General features: G+C 60.1%; 18 protein-coding genes. 9 read left to right on the forward strand and 9 right to left on the reverse strand.

What is annotated here, in order from left to right; translation table 11 throughout:
* Positions 1-45: 45 nt before the first annotated feature.
* Both IEQ42_RS05465 and IEQ42_RS05470 read left to right on the forward strand, forming a co-directional pair.
* Complete coding sequence (locus IEQ42_RS05465; RefSeq protein ID WP_210702820.1) at positions 46-1272, forward strand: 3-hydroxyacyl-CoA dehydrogenase; 1227 nt, start codon at positions 46-48, stop codon at positions 1270-1272.
* Positions 1273-1424: 152 nt separating this feature from the next.
* Entirely contained in the window at positions 1425-1856 is a 432-nt protein-coding gene (locus IEQ42_RS05470) for an acyl-CoA thioesterase (protein ID WP_210702821.1), read from the forward strand.
* A 53-nt stretch (positions 1857-1909) separates the two neighbouring features.
* Here the strand turns inward: IEQ42_RS05470 and IEQ42_RS05475 are convergent, their stop codons facing one another.
* From IEQ42_RS05475 to IEQ42_RS05490, 4 genes are all read right to left on the reverse strand, one after another.
* Entirely contained in the window at positions 1910-2392 is a 483-nt protein-coding gene (locus IEQ42_RS05475; protein WP_210702822.1) for a glycine zipper domain-containing protein, read from the reverse strand.
* Positions 2393-2743: 351 nt separating this feature from the next.
* Positions 2744-5092: an FdhF/YdeP family oxidoreductase gene (locus IEQ42_RS05480; RefSeq protein ID WP_210702823.1), complete on the reverse strand. Its 2349-nt coding sequence runs from the start codon at positions 5090-5092 to the stop codon at positions 2744-2746.
* The gene (gene fdhD / locus IEQ42_RS05485) at positions 5089-5928 is read right to left on the reverse strand and encodes a formate dehydrogenase accessory sulfurtransferase FdhD (protein ID WP_210702824.1); all 840 of its coding nucleotides are present in this window, start codon (positions 5926-5928) and stop codon (positions 5089-5091) included. The genes IEQ42_RS05480 and fdhD overlap by 4 nt, the downstream gene beginning before the upstream one ends.
* 92 nt (positions 5929-6020) lie before the next feature.
* Positions 6021-6908, reverse strand: a complete 888-nt coding sequence (locus tag IEQ42_RS05490) for a LysR family transcriptional regulator (protein WP_042557153.1) — start codon at positions 6906-6908, stop codon at positions 6021-6023.
* Between the two features lie 139 nt (positions 6909-7047).
* Here IEQ42_RS05490 and lysM point away from each other — a divergent pair, with 139 nt between their 5' ends.
* Positions 7048-7488, forward strand: a complete 441-nt coding sequence (lysM, locus tag IEQ42_RS05495) for a peptidoglycan-binding protein LysM (RefSeq protein WP_210702825.1) — start codon at positions 7048-7050, stop codon at positions 7486-7488.
* Positions 7489-7581: 93 nt separating this feature from the next.
* Here the strand turns inward: lysM and yrfG are convergent, their stop codons facing one another.
* Positions 7582-8244, reverse strand: a complete 663-nt coding sequence (gene yrfG, locus IEQ42_RS05500) for a GMP/IMP nucleotidase (RefSeq protein WP_210702826.1) — start codon at positions 8242-8244, stop codon at positions 7582-7584.
* Positions 8245-8332: 88 nt separating this feature from the next.
* Between yrfG and nudE the strand changes: the two genes are divergently transcribed.
* Together nudE and cysQ are read left to right on the forward strand one after the other, a co-directional pair.
* The gene (gene nudE / locus IEQ42_RS05505; RefSeq protein ID WP_210702827.1) at positions 8333-8899 is read left to right on the forward strand and encodes an ADP compounds hydrolase NudE; all 567 of its coding nucleotides are present in this window, start codon (positions 8333-8335) and stop codon (positions 8897-8899) included.
* Positions 8900-8910: 11 nt separating this feature from the next.
* Positions 8911-9738: a 3'(2'),5'-bisphosphate nucleotidase CysQ gene (cysQ, locus tag IEQ42_RS05510; RefSeq protein WP_210702828.1), complete on the forward strand. Its 828-nt coding sequence runs from the start codon at positions 8911-8913 to the stop codon at positions 9736-9738.
* A gap of 205 nt (positions 9739-9943) precedes the next feature.
* On the opposite strand, the gene IEQ42_RS05515 is transcribed toward cysQ, so the two are convergent.
* The 4 genes from IEQ42_RS05515 to rfbC are packed head-to-tail and all read right to left on the reverse strand — an operon-like array spanning position 9944 to position 14171.
* Complete coding sequence (locus IEQ42_RS05515) at positions 9944-10399, reverse strand: YiiD C-terminal domain-containing protein (RefSeq protein WP_210702829.1); 456 nt, start codon at positions 10397-10399, stop codon at positions 9944-9946.
* A complete protein-coding gene (locus IEQ42_RS05520; protein ID WP_210702830.1) occupies positions 10396-11778 on the reverse strand; it encodes a sigma-54-dependent transcriptional regulator in 1383 nt (460 codons plus the stop codon). Before IEQ42_RS05520 ends, IEQ42_RS05515 begins: the two co-directional genes overlap by 4 nt.
* Entirely contained in the window at positions 11775-13583 is a 1809-nt protein-coding gene (locus tag IEQ42_RS05525; RefSeq protein WP_210702831.1) for a sensor histidine kinase, read from the reverse strand. Before IEQ42_RS05525 ends, IEQ42_RS05520 begins: the two co-directional genes overlap by 4 nt.
* A gap of 42 nt (positions 13584-13625) precedes the next feature.
* On the reverse strand, positions 13626-14171 hold the full coding sequence (rfbC, locus tag IEQ42_RS05530; RefSeq protein ID WP_047299314.1) for a dTDP-4-dehydrorhamnose 3,5-epimerase: 546 nt from the start codon (positions 14169-14171) through the stop codon (positions 13626-13628).
* A gap of 147 nt (positions 14172-14318) precedes the next feature.
* On the opposite strand from rfbC, the gene IEQ42_RS05535 reads away from it, so the two are divergent.
* From IEQ42_RS05535 to IEQ42_RS05550, 4 genes are all read left to right on the forward strand, one after another.
* On the forward strand, positions 14319-17231 hold the full coding sequence (locus IEQ42_RS05535) for an aminotransferase (protein ID WP_210702832.1): 2913 nt from the start codon (positions 14319-14321) through the stop codon (positions 17229-17231).
* Between the two features lie 283 nt (positions 17232-17514).
* Positions 17515-18393, forward strand: coding sequence for an N-carbamoylputrescine amidase (gene aguB, locus IEQ42_RS05540; RefSeq protein WP_210702833.1), 879 nt, complete (start codon positions 17515-17517; stop codon positions 18391-18393).
* Positions 18394-18398: 5 nt separating this feature from the next.
* Positions 18399-19505 (forward strand): agmatine deiminase, encoded by a 1107-nt coding sequence (gene aguA / locus IEQ42_RS05545; protein WP_042557164.1) that lies wholly within the window; start codon positions 18399-18401, stop codon positions 19503-19505.
* Positions 19506-19750: 245 nt separating this feature from the next.
* Positions 19751-19963: a hypothetical protein gene (locus IEQ42_RS05550; RefSeq protein ID WP_042557165.1), complete on the forward strand. Its 213-nt coding sequence runs from the start codon at positions 19751-19753 to the stop codon at positions 19961-19963.
* The last annotated feature ends 11 nt before the right edge of the window (positions 19964-19974 follow it).

A 19974-nucleotide genomic window follows, 5' to 3' on the forward strand; every position in this document is an offset into this window, starting at 1 on the left:
TGACTATGGTGAGACCAGTCTTTGGATCGCCAACAAGAGAACAACATGAGCCAGACATCTTTCGATATTCAGCAGGCAGCGGTGATCGGTGCGGGCACCATGGGGCGTGGCATTGTCATGTGTCTGGCCAATGCCGGTGTGTCGGTGCAATGGGTGGACACCAATCCACAGATGCTCGAACAGGCGCTCGCAACCGTGGCCGAGACTTATGCACATAACGTGCGTCAGGGCCGGATTGATCAGGCCGAGGCTGATGCGCGTTTGGCCCGGGTTAGCGCCGCGGCGGATTACGCAGAGATCCGCAATGCCGATCTGGTGATCGAGGCGGTGTACGAAAACCTCGAACTCAAGCAGAAGATCTTTCGTGAACTGGATGGCTTGCTGAAGCCGCAAGCGCTGTTGGCGAGTAACACGTCGGCGCTGGATATTGATGCAATTGCTGCGGCCACCAAGCGGCCTGAGCAAGTGTTGGGCCTGCATTTCTTCAGCCCAGCGCACATCATGAAACTGCTGGAAATCGTTCGCGGTGCGCAGACTTCGCAGGCAGCACTGGATGCTGCGCTGATACTGGGCAAGCGCATGGGCAAGGTCAGTGTGGTATCGGGCAACTGCCACGGTTTTATCGGTAACCGCATGCTGCATCCGTATGTGCTGGAGGCCCGCAAGATGTTGCTTGAAGGCGCTTATCCACAGCAGGTCGATGCGGCGCTACAGGCATTCGGTTTCGCCATGGGGCCGTTCCGCATGTACGACGTGGTCGGCATCGATCTGGAATGGCGCGCTCGTGAGCTGGCCGGCAAGGGCCAGGATGCCCCGGAGATTCAGGTTGATAACCGCCTGTGCGAAATGGGCCGGTTCGGTCAGAAGTCTGGTAATGGTTATTACCACTACGAGCCGGGCAGTCGTCAGGCAGAGCATGACCCGGAGGTCGATGCGCTGGTGTTGCGTGTCAGCGAGGGTTTGGGTTTCCAGCGCCGTGACATCGGCCCGGAGGAGATTCTGGAGCGCTGCCTGCTGGCACTGGTCAACGAAGGCGCGAAGATTCTGCAAGAAGGCATTGCCGAGTCGGCGCATGACATCGATCTGGTGTACCTGAACGGTTATGGCTTTCCGGCGGACAAGGGCGGGCCGATGGCCTGGGCGGATCAGCAGGGGCTTGCAGATATTCATCAGCGGCTGCTGGCGCTGGAGACGCGGCAGGGTGATCAGTGGAAACCGGCGCGGTTAATTGGTGAGTTGGCGGCGCAGGGGAAGGGGTTTGCTGACCGTTGAATGACGTGGCGCCTGTGCTGGCGCCTTCGCGAGCAGGCTCGCTCCCACAGTGGATTTGTGTGGTTCGCAGATCCCGACCTCACTGAAGAACCTTATGGGGGCGATACGCTTTTAAATCAGACTGGCCACTTACCTTCAGGAATCGAAAATTGATGTCCAACCCGACCCCTCAACGCACCGACTACCCGCATTTCCAGCCCATCACCACGCGCTGGCATGACAACGACGCCTACGGCCACGTCAACAACGTCACCTATTACAGCTTCTTCGACACAGCGGTGAACACCTATCTGATCCAGGTCGGTGGTCTGGATATCCATGACGGTGAGGTGGTGGGTTTTGTGGTCAGTTCGGCATGTGATTACTTTGCCTCGATCGCGTTTCCGGATCTGATCGAGATCGGCCTGCGGGTCGGCAAGCTCGGCAACAGTTCGGTGCAGTACGAATTGGCGGTGTTCAAGGTCGGCGAGAGCGAAGCATGTGCAGCTGGGCGCTTTGTTCATGTGTTCGTGGATCGTACGACCAATCAGCCCACGCCGATTCCTGCCGGACTGCGGCATGCACTGGAATGCCTGGTGGTGTAACAGGCAAAAAAATCGCAGCCCTCGGGCTGCGATTTTTTGTTCAAGCATTCGCCTTAACGGTGGCGATAGTGCTTGTGATGCTTGCGGTGACCATAGGCATGGCCGCGACCAGGGTGACCGTCGCGATAGTAGCGACGGTCACGGTCGCCGCGATCGTAACGACGATCATCGTCATCGCTCTTGTTGCCCATGTAGTTACCCAGCGCGCCGCCGGCGCCGCCACCTGCTGCCGAACCGATCAGGCTGCCGGTAGTGCCGCCCACGCTGCGGCCAACCACGTTACCGCCGGCTGCGCCCAACGCACCGCCGATGGCGGCTTCACCACGGCTGCGTTTGTCTGCGCCGACCGCGCTACCACCCGCGCCGCCCAAGGCTGCGCCGATGGTGGAACCTGTATTGCCGCCTAAAGACTGACCGACGACCGAGCCAAGAACCCCGCCCAATGCGCCGCCCACACCTGCTTCGGTGGTGCCGCCTGCGGACGCAAAACCACTGACCAGGCCAAGGGACAACAAGAGAATCGAGGAGAACTTCATAGAGGAGCCTCAAAGGGATGACGGCGCCGATCCTGAGGCTGTGTAACACGCGTGACAATCGAAATCCGACGAATAACACGACTTGTATACAATTACGCAAGTTGCTGTTTTAACTACGGAACTTAAGTGATTTTTGCCGGTCTTTAACTACTTCGGACAGGCCGCTTTTGTGAAAAAGCGGCCTTTTTTGTGTCCGTTTGAAAAGTGCAAGTTCGAAGAGATGTGTTGAATGCACTACCGCTTTCGCGAGCAGGCTCGCTCCCACAGTTGAGCGCATTCCTGCATAAGAAACGCGGTCCAATGTGGGAGCGAGCCTGCTCGCGAAGGCGCCAGTCCAGTCACTCTTTAAGCTTAAGCAGACTTGGCCATGATCAGCCCGGTCTCGCTCGCTGCTTCCAATCGAATTGCAATGAACTTCGACGTCGGCGTATGGCTGCCATCCCCGGTACTTTCCAGCGGCACCAACGGGTTCACTTCCGGGTAGTACGCAGCAGCCTGCCCGGCAGGAATATCAAACGCCAATAGCGTAAAGCCCCTCACCCGACGCTCGCGCCCATCGTCCCAGATCGAAACGATGTCAGCCTTCTGCCCCGGACGGAAGCCCAGGCGAATAATGTCGGCCTCGTTGGCGAACAGCACATCACGCTGGCCCTTCACCCCGCGATAACGGTCGTCGAGGCCATAAATCGTGGTGTTGTACTGATCGTGCGAGCGCATCGATTGCAGGATCAGATCCGGCAACTGGCCGGTGGCGCGGGTACGTTCGTGGACCAGGTCTTTGGGCAGCAGGTTCGCGCGGAAATTGGCGCGGCCCGACGGCGTGTTCCACTTGCGTGCACCGGCGCTGTTGCCGAGGTAGAAACCACCCGGATTCTTGATCTTTTCGTTGAATTCCTTGAAGCCCGGGATGGTGTCGGCGATCAGCTCGCGGATACGCCCGTAATCGGCCACCAGCCAGTTCCAGTCCACCGGTTTGCTGCCAAGGGTCGCGGCAGCGATGCCAGCGATGATCGACGGCTCTGAACGCATCTGGTTAGAAAGCGGCTGCAACTGACCGTTGGAGGCGTGAACCATGCTGAACGAGTCTTCCACGGTGACCGCTTGCGGGCCTTCAGTCTGGATGTCGATGTCGGTGCGACCGAAGCACGGCAGGATCAAGGCGTCTTTACCGTGAGCCAGGTGGCTACGGTTGAGTTTGGTGCTGATCTGCACGGTCAGGTCACAATTGCTCAGAGCCTCGAACGTGCGCGGGCTGTCCGGTGTGGCTTGGGCGAAGTTACCGCCCAGACCGATAAACACCTTGGCGCGGCCCTCGGCCATGGCGTGGATCGCCTCGACCACGTTGTGCCCGTTGTGGCGTGGCACCTTGAACTGGAAGCGACGCTCCAGCGAATCAAGGAACGCCACGGGTGGACGCTCGTTGATACCCATCGTGCGGTCGCCCTGCACGTTACTGTGACCGCGCACCGGGCACAGACCGGCGCCGGGTTTGCCGATGTTGCCGCGCAGCAGCATCAGGTTGGCGATTTCCTGGATGGTCGGCACCGAATGGCGATGCTGGGTGATGCCCATCGCCCAGCACATGATCACGTTTTTGCCTTTGGCGTACATGCGCGCCGCTTGTTCGATCTCGATCAGGGTCAGGCCGGATTGCTCGACGATCTGCTCCCACGGCGTGTCGTCGACGACACCGAGATACTCCAGCACATTGGCACTGTGTGCATTGAGGAAGTCGTGATCGAACACCGCTGGCTCACCAGCCTTCTGCGCGTCGCGTTCCCATTGCAGAAGGAACTTGGCCATGCCGCGCAGCAGCGCCATGTCGCCACCCAATGCCGGGCGGAAGTACGCGGTGTTGGTCGGTTTGTCGCCGTTGGTGAGCATTTCGATCGGGTGCTGCGGGTGCTGGAATCGTTCCAGACCACGCTCTTTAAGCGGGTTGACGCACACCACCTGAGCGCCACGTTTCACGGCTTCACGCAGGGGTTCAAGCATCCGCGGATGGTTGGTGCCGGGGTTCTGGCCCCAGACGAAAATCGCGTCGGCGTGCTCGAAGTCATCAAACGTCACGGTGCCTTTGCCGACACCGACACTTTGCGCCAATGCCACGCCGCTGGCCTCGTGGCACATGTTCGAGCAATCGGGAAAGTTGTTGGTACCGAAGGCGCGCACGAACAGCTGATACAGATACGCCGCTTCGTTGCTGGCGCGACCCGAGGTGTAGAACTCGGCTTGATCCGGGCTCGACAAGCCTTGCAGGTGTTTGGCGATCAGCGCGTAGGCATCGTCCCAGGCAATCGGTTTATAGCGGTCGGTCTCGGCGTCGTAGGCCATTGGCTCGGTCAGACGACCCTGATATTCAAGCCAGTAGTCGCTCTGCTCCAGCAACGCGGTAACGCTGTGTTTGGCGAAGAATTTTGCATCCACCCGACGCTTGGTCGCTTCCCAATTCACCGCTTTGGCGCCGTTCTCGCAGAACTTGACCATGCCGCTTTCCGGGGAATCGCCCCACGCGCATCCCGGGCAGTCGAAGCCGCCGTTCTGGTTGGTCTTGAGCATCATGCGCAGGTTTTTCAGCGCGTTGTCGCTGGTCAACCAGGCCTGGGCCACGCTGATCAGGGCACCCCAACCGCCGGCTGCGCCTTTGTAGGGCTTGTAGCGCGGGACAGGTTTCTGGTCGGCTTGATGATGTTGGCTCACGCTTGATTCTCCATCGCGGGGCTATACACCCGCGGCGCATTTTTCTGCGGCAGGTGGATGAGATTGAGGTTGTGCCGACGGGCCCATTGCACAGCAAGGCCCGTAGGCGCGGACAGGCTGACCAGGGTCTGGATGCCGGCGCGCAAAACTTTCTGGATCAATTCGAGACTGCAACGGCTGGTGACAATCGCCAGGCCGCCATCCGTGGATATCTTCTGGCGGATCAGCCCGCCGATCAGTTTGTCGAGAGCGTTGTGGCGGCCTATGTCTTCGCGCCCGAGCAGCAATTCGCCGCTGGCATTCATGAAAACCGCCGCGTGTACCGCACCGCAATGCTGACCCAGTGGCTGGAAGGCACCGATGCGTTGGCGCAGGCCGTCGAGCCATGCACTCGGCGGCAACGGCGCACCGGGCAACACCTTGAGATCGGGCAACGCCTGTTCCACCGCCTCAACACCGCACAGTCCGCAACCGCTGGTGCCAGCCAGTTGCCGACGCTGGGTCTTGAGATTCCAGAACGCACGATTGGCGATGGTCACTTGCGCGTATTGCGCCGAACCTGCGCCAGTCATCTGCAGGTCATAGATATCATTGGCGTCTTCGATGATGCCGCTGCCGAGGCTGAAACCGACGATGAAGTCTTCGAGGTCCGTCGGGGTCACCAGCATGACGGCCTGGCTGATGCCGTTGTAGGCGATCGCCAACGCAACTTCCTCGGCCAGCGCGGTGCTGGCCGACTCCTCAAGAGGCAGATCGCTGTAACTGTATGTCTGGCTGGCAGCTGGCGCGGGCGTTTCGCGTGCAGGCGCCGCGCAGGCTGGGCGCTTGGCGTTCATGGCATCACCAACGGTTTGATCAACGTTAAGACTAGGCGCGGCAAGATGTCGCGTCTAATCGCTAATGTTGATCTACCGATAGATGCCGTCGATCAAGACTCGCCTGGCGATTTTTGATACAGCGCAAAACAGGCCTCGGCCAGCGCTGAGCGAGGGGCACCCCGGCGCATGATGAACCCCAGTCGTGCAAGGGTCTGGGCACTTTCAATCGGCTGCAGACGCAGATCATCAGTGAGGTTTTCCAGTCCGCCGTCCAACGGCATCACCGCGCAACAGAACCCGCCATGCACAGCTTGTAATAATTGATGCACGGCATCGGTTTGCAGCAGTGTCTGTGGCGTCAGGCCACGGCTGTGGAAATTGTGGTCGATCGACTGGCGAAAGTGCATGCCGCTGGTGAGCATGCCCAGTGGCAGTTCGATCAGCGATTCCCAGGTCAACGGTGCTTCGCCGAAGGAGAAGAAACGCTGGTCATACAGCAATCCCATGCGGGTTTCGCTGAAGGCCAGGGATTCGAAGCGCTCACTGTCCAGCCGATCAAGATAGGACACGCCGATATCGATGCGGTTGTTCGCCAGTTGTTCGAGAATCTGTTCGGAACTCAGCGCCGACAATTCAAAGCGCAGGTTCGGATGCTGCCCGTGCAGACGCTGCATCAGCGGCAACGCATCGAAACTCGACAGCGGCACCACGCCCAGGCGCAACGTGCCGACCAGATTGCCGCGGCACGCTGCCGCTTCTGCCTGCAAGCCGTCATACGCCGCCAACACCGTGCGTGCCCACGCCAGCACCCGTTCGCCCGGGGCGGTGAACCCTTCGAACCGCTGACCGCGGTTGACCAGCGGCAGGTCGAGTTCTTCTTCGAGGCTACGCAGGCGCATCGACAGCGTCGGTTGGGTAATGTGACAACGCGCAGCGGCCTGGCCGAAGTGACGGGTTTCGTCGAGGGCGATGAGGAATTTCAGCTGCTTGATGTCCATCTTCGCTCCGAAGGGTGTTGGCGGGGGTGGGCGATTCTAACGCTTGTGGGGTGACAGGGTCATTGGTCGGCTTGGAACCGGGTTTGTCATTGGTGGTCTAGGCTTTGACGTCTGGAACCCAAATCAAGGAGTGTGCGCCATGAGTCTTTTTAGCTTTGTGAAAGAAGCCGGTGAGAAACTGATCGATCTGCTGACCCCGGGCAATGCCAATGCCGGTGAGCAATTGAAGGAACACATCAGCAAGATCGGGCTGGGCAATCCGAATGTTCAAGCGACGGTCGACGGTGACAAGGTCACGGTTACCGGCGAAGTGGCGAGTCAGGAAGAGAAAGAAAAAATTCTGCTGGCCGTAGGCAATATCGAGGGCGTGGGCAGCGTTGATGACCAGATCACTGTGACCGGCCCGGTAGTGACTGCTGCACAGTTTGTGGTGGTCGAGTCGGGTGACACGCTGAGTGCAATTTCCCTGCGTGTTTACGGCGATGCCAACAAGTATCAAAAAATCTTCGAAGCCAACAAACCGATGCTCAAAGATGTGAACAAGATCTACCCGGGGCAGACACTGCGTATTCCTGAGTAATTGCGAATAACGCTTTCGCGAGCAGGCTCGCTCCCACATTGGATTGCGTTTCAATGTGGGAGCGAGCCTGCTCGCTAATAGGGCAACTCGGTATCAGAGGCCTGTGATCAGGTCGCGGTAGTCATCCACTGCGGCAAATTCGGCCGTGTCCTTCGGGCCTTTGCGGCTGTCCGGTTCCTTGATGGCCAGCAGGTGCGCCACGCCAAAATCCCGCGCACTGCGCAGAATGGGCAAGGTGTCATCAATGAACAGACTGCGTGCCGGATCAAAATCTATATCGGCCTGCAACGCATCCCAGAATTGCGGATTTTCCTTCGGAAAACCGTAGTCATGCGAGCTGATCAGTCGCTCGAAATAGGGCGCCAGTTCAATCCGCTCCAGCTTCAACGACAGCGAATCACGGTGCGCATTGGTGATCATGATCACCCGTTTGCCGGCGCGTTTTATCGCTTCAAGAAAGGTGTCGGCGTCGGGGCGCAGGGCGATCAGGTGTGCTGTTTCCTGCTTCAACTCTCGCACTGACAACTTCAGTTCGCTGCTCCAGAAATCCAGGCAGTACCACTGCAACTGCCCGGCATGGCGCTCGAACAGCGGCTGCAACTCCATCTCGGCCATGGCGCGGCTGACCCCGTGCAGTTCGGCGTAGCGCTGGGGCAGGTGTTCCAGCCAGAAATGGTTGTCGAAGTGCAAATCCAGCAGCGTGCCGTCCATGTCCAGAAGAACGGTATCGATGTCGGACCAGGGTAATGAAGGCATGGCAACGTCTCGAGCGGTAGAAAGATATCCGACGTAAACAATCGGGAAAGCCGCGTTATAGTAGCGCGTTCACGCCAAGGAGCTTTGCATGCGCCAGAAACCCACCATACTTGCCCGCGAGATCGTCGCCACCAGTCGCCTGTTTTGCGTCGAAGAGCTCAAGCTGCGTTTTTCCAACGGTGTGGAACGCACCTATGAGCGTCTGGTGGGCAAGGGTGCCGGATATGGCGCGGTGATGATCGTGGCAATGCTTGATGCCGAGCACGCTGTGTTGGTCGAGGAATACTGCGGCGGTACTGACGAGTACGAATTGTCCCTGCCCAAAGGCCTTATCGAACCCGGTGAAGACGTGCTGGCGGCGGCCGAGCGTGAGCTTAAGGAAGAGGCCGGTTTTGGCGCGCGGCAACTGGAGCATCTGACCGAACTGTCGCTGTCACCCGGTTACATGAGCCAGAAGATTCAGGTGGTGCTGGCCACCGAGCTGTACGAAGAACGTCTGGAGGGCGATGAGCCTGAGCCAATGCGGGTCGACAAGGTCAACCTGCGTGAACTGTCGGCGCTGGCGTTGAATCCGCAATTCACCGAAGGGCGTGCCTTGGCGGCGTTGTACCTGGCGCGTGATTTGCTGAACCAGCGCGGTGCCTTTCAACTATGAGTGAGCAATTGATGAGCTTTCCCCATCCGTTGATGGCGCCAGTGATTGCGCTGGCGTTGAAGGCTGGCGAGGCAATTTTGCCGTTCTGGCGGTCAGGCGTTGAAGTCACCGCCAAGTCAGATGATTCACCTGTGACCGCTGCAGATCTGGCCGCGCACCATGTGATCGTGGATGGATTGATCGCGCTGGATCCGAGTATTCCGGTGCTGTCCGAAGAGGACGCGAGTATCGCGCAAAGCATACGCGCCGGCTGGCAGCGCTGGTGGCTGGTAGATCCGCTGGATGGCACCAAGGAGTTCATCAGCGGCAGTGAGGAATTCACCGTCAATATTGCGTTGATCGAAAACGGTCGTGTGGTATTCGGTGTGGTGTCGATGCCGACCAACGGTCGTTTCTACGTCGGAGGTGCCGGGCTCGGTGCCTGGCACTGTGACGAGGGCGGTACTCCGTTTGCGATTCAGGTGCGTGACGTGCCGGGGCCGGGTGAAGCGTTCACCGTAGTAGCCAGTCGTCGGCATTCCAGTCCCGAGCAGGAGCGCCTGCTGGCCGGGTTGAGCGCGAGTCTGGGTGAGCTGCAATTGGCCAATATTGGCAGTTCGTTGAAGTTTTGCCTGTTGGCCGAAGGGGCGGCGGATTGCTATCCGCGACTGGCGCCGACTTCGCAGTGGGACACGGCGGCGGCCCAAGGCGTGCTGGAAGGGGCGGGCGGCGAGGTGCTGGATCTGCAGGGCGAAGCGTTCTGTTATCCGGCGCGGGAATCGTTGCTGAATGAGTTCTTTCTGGCGCTGCCGGCGAAGGCGGCGTGGCGGACGAGGTTGCTGGAGTTGGCCCGAGGTTAGATGCCAGCCCCGGAAAAGCCCTCACCCCAGCCCTCTCCCAGTGGGAGAGGGGGCCGACCGAGATGTGTTGCGTCGTACATCGACCTGAAAGATCGAGTCGATTATGGATTCAACAAAGTTCTTTCAGGTCGGTGGATCTTTGAAGCATTCCCCAATCGGTCCCCTCTCCCCTCGGGAGAGGGTTAGGGTGAGGGGCTCTTGATCTTCAGCGGTGCAACACGTACTGCCCGCTAAATGTCACCGCATCCTCATCACTCCCGGCATTGACGATTCGCGTATTCAACGTCAACCGCGCCCGTCCATACCGCTGAAACATCGCCAGAAACTTCTTCCACACCGCCGCCTCCGGCGCTGGGCAAATGGCTGTTGCATCTCCCGTCACTGGCAGCGGATAACTGATCTGCCCCTCCTGAATCACGATGTGCCCGTCGTCGATCCCTTCTTCTTTCAGGCGTAAATGCAACCAGCCCCAGCCTGCCAATACCGCGCCGCAGTAGAGGCTGCCGCCGAACATGGTGCTCTTGTGGTTGACGTTGGCGTCCAGCGGCAAGTGCAGACTCAACTGGTGCGCCTGCCAGTCGAGCACTGTGAGACCCATCGCCTGTGTCAGCGGAATATCGCGATGCAGCACCGACTCCAGATAGTGAGTGTCCGGGTTCATTCGTTCTCCTCCCCATGGCTGCTGTCGCCGAAGTTGAGGCCGTGTTTGCGCAGTTTGTCGTGCAGGGTCTTGCGCGGTATGCCCAGCGCTTCGGCAAGACTGCGTACCGAGCCGTGGGTGCGCGCCAGTTCGGCGGCGATCAACGATTTCTCGAAGTTTTCCACTTGCTCGCTGAGCCCGCCGCCAGTGATTTGGACGGTGGCGCCGCCGCCCTCGACGCCGCTGTTATCCAGCGCCAGTTCAAGGCCCAGCGCAAAGCGTTCGGCCGCGTTTTGCAACTCTCGCACGTTACCCGGCCAGGTATGGCGCAGTAGCAGGGCGCGCTGTGCCGGTTGCAGTTCGTGGGGGGGCAAGCCGTGGCGGGCGCTGGCTTCATCGGCGTAATACTGGAACAGCATCAACGCATCTTCGCCACGCTCGCGTAGCGGCGGAATGCGCAGCGGCGCGACGTTGAGGCGGTAATACAAATCGGCACGGAAACGGCCCTGATCGGCAGCCTGGCGCAGGTCTTCCTTGGTGGCGGCGATGACGCGGATATCCAGCGGGATCAGTTGATTGCCGCCCAGGCGTTCGACGACTCGTTCCTGCAGCATGCGCAGCAGTTTCACTTGCACATCCAGGCTCATGCTTTCGATTTCATCGAGGAACAAGGTGCCGCCGTTGGCGAATTCGAACTTGCCGATACGGCGTTTTTGCGCGCCGGTGAATGCGCCCGGCTCATGGCCGAACAGCTCGCTTTCCACCACCGATTCGGCCAGCGCGCCGGCATTGATCGCCACAAACGGCCCGTTGCGACGGCTCGACAGGTCATGCAGCGCACGGGCCACAACCTCTTTGCCAGCACCGGTTTCGCCGAGGATCAGCACGTCAGCCCGGGTAGCCGCCAGCGCGCCGATCTGCTCGCGCAGGCGCAGCATCGGTTGCGAATGGCCGACCAGTCGCGTGCTCAATTCGTTGCGATCGCTGAGGGCCAGACGCAGGCTGCGGTTGTCCAGCACCAGGCGGCGCAGGGCCAGCGCCCGGCGCACGCTGTCGAGCAGGGCGTCGCTGGCGAAAGGTTTTTCAAGGAAGTCATACGCTCCGGCGCGCATCGCCTGCACGGCGAGCGGCACATCGCCGTGGCCGGTGATCAGCAGCACGGGCAGCTCGGGGTCCTGAGCGTGCAGTTCGCTCAATAATTCCAGACCGTCCATGCCCGGCATGCGGATGTCACTGACCACCACACCCGGCCAGTCGCGTTCCAGTTGTCCGGCCAGGCCCTTGGCTTCGGACAGCGGCAGGATTTTCAGCCCGGCCAGATCCAGTGTCTGGCCCAAGGCCTGACGCAGGTGCGGATCGTCGTCGATCAACACCACCTGAATGCGATTGTCGATGGTCATGCACTTCGATCCTCGGACGGTTGCAGGCTGACCCCGGGCGCACCGGCACGCAGCCGCAGGGTAATCAAGGCGCCACCTTGCTTGTGGTTGGCGAACGACAATTCACCACCGAAGGCGCGCATCAGGGTTTCACAAATCGCCAGGCCCAGACCCAGACCCTGGGTGCGCGTCTTGGTCGTGTAGAAAGGCTCGCTGGCGCGGCCGAGGGCTTCCATGCAGAAACCCGGACCGTTGTCGCGAATGTACAGGTTGACGCCGTCAGCCGTGGATTCGGCACTCAGCCACAGTTTGCGCGGCGGGCCTTTTTCGGTGAGGGCGTCGAGGGCGTTGGCCAGCAGATTGCCGAGCACTTGGCGCAGGCGGGTTTCCCCGGCCTCGACCCACAAGGTGGCGGCGGGCAGGTCGCGGATCAACTCGACTTCCATGCTCCGTCGACGTTTGGCCAGCAAGGCCAGCGCATCGTCCAGCGCCGGTTGCAGCGCGACGCTTTCCGGGGCGTGCCGATCGCGGCGGGCAAAGGCGCGCAGATGGGCGATGATCGAGGCCATGCGCCCGGTCAATTCGCTGATCAGTTTGAGGTTGCCGCGCGCCTCTTCGGTGCGTTGATGATCGAGCAACACTTCGGCGTTTTCCGCGTAGCTGCGGATCGCTGCGAGAGGCTGATTGAGTTCATGGCTGATGCTCGCCGACATCGTGCCCAGCGCCGACAATTTGCCGGCTTGTACCAGATCGTCCTGAGCGCGCACCAATTCCTGCTGCGCCTGTTCACGCTCCAGCACTTCCTGCTTCAGACGACGGTTGAGGCCTTCGAGGTCGCTGGTGCGTTCGGCGACCCGGCCTTCCAGTTCCCGCCGCGCCTTCGCTTCGAAGGCGATGCGCTCCAGATAGTGGCGGCGGCGCTGCATCATCAGACCCACCAGCAACATCACCACCAACAGCGTGGCGCCGCCGATGGCGACTACCGTGCGCACCGGCCGATCGATCAGCGTGCGCGGCGCGAGGATGCTGACGCTCCAGCCGGTTTCGGCGATGTCGTGGGTTTGTGTCAGCCAGGCGTCGGTGTTGAGATTCAGCGGCCGGGGTTCGCGTGTCGGGTAGGGCTGGATCGCCGTGATTGCCAAGCGCTCGGCATCGCTCAAGACGCGGGTCGAGCGAAAGCGCCATTCCGGGCGTGACGTGAGGATGACCACGCCATTGTGGTCGGTCACCAGCAGTTGTTCCGGCGTTTTGCCCCAGAGGCTTTCGGTGTGGTCGAGATCGACCTTGATCACCAGGACGCCGATGATTTTTTCACCGTTGCGCACGGCAGCGGCGAAGAAGTACCCGCGTTTGGCCGACGTGGTGCCGAGACCGAAGAACCGTCCAAGACGCCCGGCCATGGCTTCGCTGAAATATGGGCGGAAGGAGAAATTACGGCCGACGAAGCTGTCGTGTTTGTCCCAATTCGACGCCGCCAGTGTTTGCCCGGAGGTGTCCATCAGGTACATCACTTCGGCACCGGTTTGGGCCGAGATGTTTTTCAGCAGACGATTGGCATTGCCTTGGGTGACGCCATCGTCCGGCGCTCCGAGCACGGCGCGCAGGGCTGGCAGGTCGCCGAGGATCTGCGGCAATACTTCATAGCGGTGCAGGGTGCCCAGCAGGTTGGCGACGTACAGATCCAGGGTCTGGCGGTTCTGTCCGGCCAGTTCGCTGCGGTAATAGCGCTCGGCCAGATGTTCCAGCGGCCACAGCAGCGGTGCCAGACACAATGCCAGCAGGGCGAGGCTGCGCCAGCGGGGTCTGCGGGGGAGAGGTGGTTTCATATGCCGGATGCGCCTGTAGTGACAGGCGCATTATGCCCGGCCTCAGGAAAAGACGTCAGCGTCCTTGAGCAGCGCTGCTGCCTGATCCTTGGCCGACAGCTTCGGCGCTTCGTCCAGCTGCCAGTCGATGCCCAGAGCAGGGTCATCCCAGCGAATGCTGCGCTCGGACGATGGGTCGTAATAGTTAGTGGTCTTGTAGAGGAACTCTGCGAACTCGCTCAATACCACGAAACCATGTGCGAAACCTTCCGGCACCCACAGTTGACGATGATTTTCAGCCGACAGACGCACTGCTACCGACTTGCCGAAGTGTGGCGAGCTGCGGCGGATGTCCACGGCCACATCAAGTACTTCACCGACAGTGACGCGCACCAGTTTGCCTTGGGTGTTTTCCAGTTGGTAATGCAGGCCACGCAGCACGCCTTTCTGCGAGCGCGAATGGTTGTCTTGCACGAATTGGGTATCCAGACCGGTCGCGTCCTGGAACGCCTTGGCGTTGAAGCTCTCGTAGAAGAAACCGCGCTCGTCACCAAACACCTTCGGTTCGATGATCAGAACACCTGGCAGATCGGTGGTGATTACATTCATGGGGGTTTCCATAGATAAGTGTGGACGGGCGACATTCTTGCGCAAAGTGCCGCCGGATGCGAGGGCTCGAATAACCAAAATCAGGGGTTGCGTCTTGCCAGAAGCAATGGCGATATAAGCGCCTAATAAAATTTCAGGGGTCGTTTCATGTCGCTCGACACGTTGATTCATCGCGCCAGTCTGCCCAGCCCGCAAGTCAGCGAGGCGCAGGCCCTGCAATGGCTGGCCGAGCATTACGGGCTCAGCGGCACGTTGCAGGCCCTTGGCAGCCAGCAGGATCTCAACTATCGCGTTGACAGTGCGCGCGGGCGGTTTGTGCTGAAAATCTGCCGGGGCGACTACGCCCTTTTAGAGTTGCAGGCCCAACACGCCGGCCTCAAGTATCTGGCCGAGCATTCTGATGTGCATGTGCCACGGGTGATTGCGGCCAATAGCGGTGAGGATCTGCTGTCGCTTGAGGTCGACGGTGAGGCCGTCCATGTGCGGCTGCTGGATTACATCGAAGGCCAGCCGCTGACGCACCTCGATCACCTGGGCCACGCAGTGGTCGCCGGGTTTGGTCGGCTCTGCGGCGAGATGGACCTGGCCTTGGCCGGGTTCGACCATGCAGGTCTGGAGCGTACGCTGCAGTGGGATGCGCGCCACGCCAGCGCACTGATCGCCCACTTGCTACCGGTGATCAAGGACGAGCAGCAACGCACGTTGATCGCCGACGCGGCCAGGCAGGCCGAGCGCCGTTTGCAGCCGTTGCTGGAAAAACTGCCGGTGCAGGCGATCCACATGGACATCACTGATGACAACGTGGTCTGGCAGCGTGACGCGCAGCGCCACTGGCAATTGCAGGGCGTCATCGACTTCGGCGATCTGGTGCGCACCTGGCGTATCACCGATCTGTCAGTAACCTGCGCGGCGTTGCTGCACCATGCCGGTGGCGATCCGTTTGTGATTCTGCCGGCGGTTCAGGCCTATCACGCGGTCAATCCGCTGCAACATGAAGAGCTGCAAGCGTTATGGCCGCTGATCGTCGCCCGTGCAGCGGTGCTGGTGCTCAGCGGCGAACAACAAGTCAGTATCGATCCGGATAACACCTACAGCCGCGACAACCTCAGTCACGAGTGGGAGATTTTCCGCGTCGCCACATCAGTGCCGTTGGCGTTGATGGAGGCGGCGATTCTCAGTGCGGTGGGTCAGACATTGCCGGCAATCAACAGCGAAGGTTTCGCGCCGTTGTTGCCAGAGCTGGTCGGGCGCGAATTTGCGCTGATCGATCTCGGTGTGCTCAGCCCGCATTTCGAGGCCGGCAACTGGGAGCAGGAGGGCATTGACCAACGCCTGCTGAACGAAGCCGCCGCCGCTCATGGTCTGGCGGCGAGTCGTTATGGTCAGTACCGTTTGTCACGCACCCGCCCGGACAGTGCGGATGAACCGGATACCTTCCCGCTGCACGTCGAGTTGCGCGTGCCGAGTGGCACTGCGGTGGAAGCGCCGTTTGCCGGCGTGTTGCATCAAAAGGCAGACGGGGCACTGCAACTGGACGGCCCGCAGCTCAGCGTTCGGCTGTGGGGTGTGGCGCCAACGCTGCACAGTGGCGCGGCGCTGGTCAAAGGTCAGGTGCTGGGATCGGTCAGCGGACCGTTGAGCGTGCAACTGATTCGCGGCGCGGATCTGGATGCGCCGCTGTTCTGTACGCCGTCCCATGCACCCGCGTGGCAGTCGTTGTGCCCGTCACCGGCCGCTTTGCTGGGGCTGGCCTGCGATGCCGAACCGGAGCTGGATTGGCAAACGTTGCTCGAACGCCGCGATGCCAGTTTCGCCCGCACGCAAAAACATTATTACGTCGATCCGCCACGCATCGAACGCGGCTGGCGCAATCACCTGATCGACATGCAGGGCCGTTCGTACCTCGACATGCTCAACAACGTGGCTGTGCTCGGTCACGGCCATCCGCGCATGGCGGCGGTCGCGGCCCGTCAGTGGTCGCTGCTCAATACCAACTCGCGGTTCAACTATGCGGCGGTGGCCGAATTTTCCGAGCGTTTGCTGAAGCTGGCGCCGGAAGGCATGGATCGGGTGTTTCTGGTCAACAGCGGCAGCGAAGCCAATGACCTGGCGATTCGTCTGGCGTGGGCCTACAGCGGCGGTCGCGACATGATCAGCGTGCTTGAGGCTTATCACGGCTGGACGATCGGCGCCGATGCGGTATCGACCTCGATCGCCGACAACCCGAAAGCCCTCGAAAGTCGTCCGGACTGGGTGCATCCGGTGCCGGCACCGAACACTTATCGTGGCGAATTCCGCGGCCTCGATTCGGCGCCGGACTACGTGCGCAGCGTCGAACATCATCTGGAAAAAATCGCCGAACAGAAGCGCCAACTGGCCGGGTTCATCTGCGAGCCGGTATACGGCAATGCCGGGGGTATATCGCTGCCGCCGGGTTACTTGAAGCAGGTGTATGCGCTGGTCCGCGCGCAGGGCGGTGTGTGTATTGCCGACGAAGTGCAGGTTGGATACGGGCGCATGGGCCATTTCTTCTGGGGTGTCGAGGAGCAGGGCGTGGTGCCGGACATCATCACCATGGCCAAGGGAATGGGCAACGGTCAGCCACTGGGTGCGGTAATCACGCGCCGGGACATCGCCGAGGCCCTGGAAGCCGAGGGTTACTTCTTCTCGTCGGCCGGCGGCAGTCCGGTGAGCTGCCAGATCGGCATGGCCGTGCTGGATGTGATGGAAGAAGAAAAGCTCTGGGAGAACGCTCAGGTAGTCGGTGGCCATTTCAAGGCGCGGCTCGAAGCGTTGATCGATAAACATCCGCTGGTCGGTGCGGTGCATGGGTCCGGTTTCTATCTGGGCGTGGAACTGATCCGTCATCGCGAGACGCTGGAGCCGGCGACTGAAGAGACCACATTGCTGTGTGATCGCTTGCGCGAGCTGGGGATTTTTATGCAGCCGACCGGCGACGACCTGAACATTCTCAAGATCAAACCGCCGATGGTGACCTCGCGTCAGAGTGTGGATTTCTTCGTCGACATGCTCGATCAGGTGCTTGAGGAAGGCCTGTAACCCACCGATCCCCTGTAGGAGCTGCCGAAGGCTGCGATCTTTGATCTTGCTTTTCAAAGGCAAAATCAAAAGATCGCAGCCTTCGGCAGCTCCTACATAAAGCAGATTTATATCGGTAATTTGTAGTTATTTTTAGATGCTCTGATCGTTCAATGCTTTTAAAGTCGATATTTATCGGCTATAAAGTCGCCATTGCTCCGGCATGGCGATGGCTGTCCGGTGCGTGCGTTTTTTCTCTTCGGTCGAATCCTCGACCTTCCAAGCAATTGCCCGGAGATGATTCATGAGCCGTACCGTTACCGTCGCCGCCACTCAGATGGCCTGTTCCTGGGATCTGGAAGCCAACCTCGAAACTGCCGAAAGACTGGTGCGTGAAGCCGCTGCCAAAGGCGCGCAGATCATCCTTATCCAGGAATTGTTCGAAGCGCCGTACTTCTGCCAGAAACCCAACCCGGACTATCTGCAACTGGCCACGACGGTTGAAGAAAACGTCGCAATCAAGCATCTCCAGAAAATCGCCAAAGAACTGCAAGTGGTGTTGCCGATCAGCTTCTACGAGCTGGCCGGGCGTGCGCGGTTCAACAGCATCGCGATCATCGATGCCGATGGCAGCAATCTCGGGATTTATCGTAAAAGCCACATTCCGGACGGCCCGGGTTACCACGAGAAGTACTACTTCAACCCGGGCGATACCGGCTTCAAGGTGTGGAACACCCGTTACGCGAAAATCGGCGTGGGCATCTGCTGGGATCAGTGGTTCCCGGAAGCTGCACGCAGCATGGCCCTGCAAGGCGCGGAAATCCTGTTCTATCCAACCGCGATCGGCAGCGAGCCGCACGACAAGAGCATTTCGTCGCGCGATCACTGGCAGCGCGTGCAGCAGGGGCATGCCGGCGCAAACTTGATGCCCTTGATCGCCAGCAACCGTATCGGTAACGAAGAACAGGACGGCTACGACATCACCTTTTACGGCTCATCGTTCATCGCCAACCAGTTCGGCGAAAAAGTGCAGGAGCTGAATAAAACCGAAGAAGGTATTCTTGTGCACACTTTCAACCTCGACGAGCTGGAACATATTCGCAGCGCGTGGGGTTCATTCCGCGACCGCCGGCCGAATCTGTACGGCGCGTTGAAAACCCTCGACGGTTCCCTGGAGTCCTGATCCCGATGACCACATTGAAAAGTACCCCACGCGCCGACGGCTTCCATATGCCGGCCGAGTGGGCGCCGCAAACCCAGACCTGGATGATCTGGCCCGAGCGCCCGGACAACTGGCGTCTGGGCGGCAAACCGGCGCAGGCTGCACACGCGGCGGTGGCCAAAGCCATCGCCCGTTTCGAGCCGGTGACCGTTGCCGTGTCCGCCGGCCAGTACGAAAACGCCCGCGCGCGCCTCGACGTGCCGAATATCCGCGTGGTCGAGATGTCCAGCGATGATGCATGGGTACGCGACAGCGGCCCGACATTCGTCATCAATAACAATGGCGAAGTGCGCGGTGTGAACTGGGACTTCAACGCCTGGGGCGGCTTCGACGGTGGTCTGTACGCGCCGTGGAATCGCGATTCGCAGGTCGGCGGCAAGATCCTCGAGATCGAGCGCAGCCCGCGCTATCGCACTGAAGGTTTTGTGCTTGAAGGCGGTTCGATTCACGTCGACGGCGAAGGCACGTTGATCACCACCGAAGAATGCCTGCTCAACCGCAATCGCAACCCGCATCTGGGGCGCGAAGAGATCGAAGCGGTGCTGAGCGACAATCTGGCTGTGGATAAAATCATCTGGCTGCCGGACGGTTTGTTCAACGACGAAACCGACGGCCATGTGGATAACTTCTGCTGCTACGTGCGTCCGGGTGAAGTGTTGCTGGCGTGGACCGATGATCCACAAGACCCGAACTACCCGCGCTGCCAGGCGGCAATGAACGTGCTGCAAAACAGCACCGATGCCAAGGGTCGCCCGTTCACGGTGCACAAGATGCCGATTCCGGGGCCGCTGTATGCGACCGAAGAAGAGTGCGCCGGTGTCGATCCGGTGGATGGCTCGCAGGAGCGTAATCCGAGCGTGCGCCTGGCCGGTTCCTACGTGAACTTCCTGATCGTCAACGGCGGCATCATCGCCCCGAGCTTCGATGATCCAATGGATGCCCCGGCCCGGGAAATTCTGCAGAACCTGTTCCCGCAGCACGAAGTGGTGATGGTGCCGGGCCGCGAACTGTTACTGGGTGGCGGCAATATTCACTGCCTTACCCAACAGCAACCAGCGCCGCACAAAGAGTGAGTTGAGTCGTAACAGCTTGAGCTGATTGGCAAATCAGTCGAGCAATGATTAGTTCGCTATGTGCGCATGGAGGCCCGCAGCCCGACAGGACTGCGGGTCTCTTTGTATCCGCTTGTCGACAAATCGCAAACCTTGGCACAGCTCTTGTATTTGTTCCGGTGCACTAGGGAGGGAGGAGAACTTCAACAGTTCTGTCATAAACCTTGGATAACTTAGCCGCTCATGACCGGGGAGAGAGCGCTGAAATGAACGCCGAAGTGAACGTAGTCAGCGAGCGGACGTTGCATCCCATGGCCGTAAACGGCGAATCGCTCCAGATGGTCGCGCACTTTTTGAGGTCCAATGGAACGCGTCAGATCAGGGTACCTGATCCGCGCCGGATGATGATCGAGCGCTATCCCGCTGACCTTTTCAGCGAGGACGAACTGGAAGCGTTGTGGGCTGTGATGGAAGGATAAGAAAAACAACA

This window comes from Pseudomonas iridis, assembly GCF_017980685.1.
GTDB classification, from domain to species: domain Bacteria; phylum Pseudomonadota; class Gammaproteobacteria; order Pseudomonadales; family Pseudomonadaceae; genus Aquipseudomonas; species Aquipseudomonas iridis.